The following is a 1,224-nucleotide window of genomic DNA, read 5'->3' as shown; positions in this document are numbered from 1 at the left end:
CGTGGTGGGTAATGTAACGCCCCTTGGGAAGAGTGTTGAAACCCAAGACTTGGCACTACTGTATGAAGCGTTCACATACAGTAGAACTCCTGACAAGAACCAACCACAAGGAGTGGATAGCGACGAACAGGACACCTACGTGTAGAGCGAGACATTCAAGCTACTTGGGGATGACCTAAATCCCGAAAGGGATACGGTTACGGAGTAATCATAGTACTCAAATATCTTTCGTAACGGAAAGAACACGGGGAAGGGTTACAGAGAACAAACTTCTATGTGGAAAGGGGTGACTCGGATGAGTCAAACTGCCCTACAGAGACTAGGGGTGCTACAAAGATTAAATGGGAAAAGTAAAAACTGGGTAAACCAAGAAATCTATCGACTTCTTTACAAGGAAGATTTGTATGTCATAGCTTATGAGCGAATCAAATCAAAACCTGGAAATATGACACCTGGAACGGATAATAATACAATTGATGGTTTCTCTAAAGAATGGATTCATTCCATTATCCAAGACCTAAGAACCGAGAAATTCCAGTTTAAACCCGTCCGTAGGACGGAAATACCTAAAGCCAACGGCGGTAAGCGGAAATTAGGCATCCCAACTATTCGAGACAAAATGGTACAAGAGGTTATGAGGATAATTCTAGAAGCTATATATGATAGCCCCGAAGGATCATGTTTTCATGAATCCAGTCATGGATTTAGACCAAATAAGGGAACCCATACTGCCTTGAAAGAATACCGACAGAAATGGCAAACTACCAATTGGATTATCGAAGGTGATATTAAAGGCTGTTTTGATCACATTGACCATCACATCCTAATCGATATCCTTAAAAAGAAAATACAAGATGAAAAATTCATTCGTCTTGTTTGGAAACTTCTTCGTGCTGGATACATGGAGTTTAAGACACTCGCCAACAGTCTTAGTGGAACTCCTCAGGGAGGTATAGTTAGTCCCGTACTCGCCAACATCTACCTCAATGAATTGGACAATAAAGTAAAAGAATTGCAGAATTCCCTCAATAAAGGTAAAACTAAGCGACGAAATGTTGAATATACAAGGCTAGTCGCATTGAGGGGTTACTATCTAAAGAGGAGTGGCGGAGAAGTCACACCTAAGATTAAGGAACTAACTGAAAGAGTACGGAATATACCTTCACGTGTGACTAATGACCCCGAGTTTATAAGACTACGATACATCCGGTACGCAGACGATTG

At 41.3% G+C, this 1,224-nt stretch carries 1 protein-coding gene; it reads left to right on the top strand.

The annotated features are described in order from the left end of the window. Positions 1 to 295: 295 nt before the first annotated feature. Positions 296 to 1,224: reverse transcriptase/maturase family protein (locus H540_RS0122310; RefSeq protein WP_034671746.1), on the top strand; the 929-nt coding region annotated here is incomplete at its 3' end.

Source organism: Ectobacillus panaciterrae DSM 19096, from assembly GCF_000430785.1.
Taxonomy (GTDB): Bacteria; Bacillota; Bacilli; order Bacillales; family Bacillaceae_G; genus Ectobacillus; species Ectobacillus panaciterrae.
This window is presented reverse-complemented; position numbering and strand designations above follow the sequence as displayed.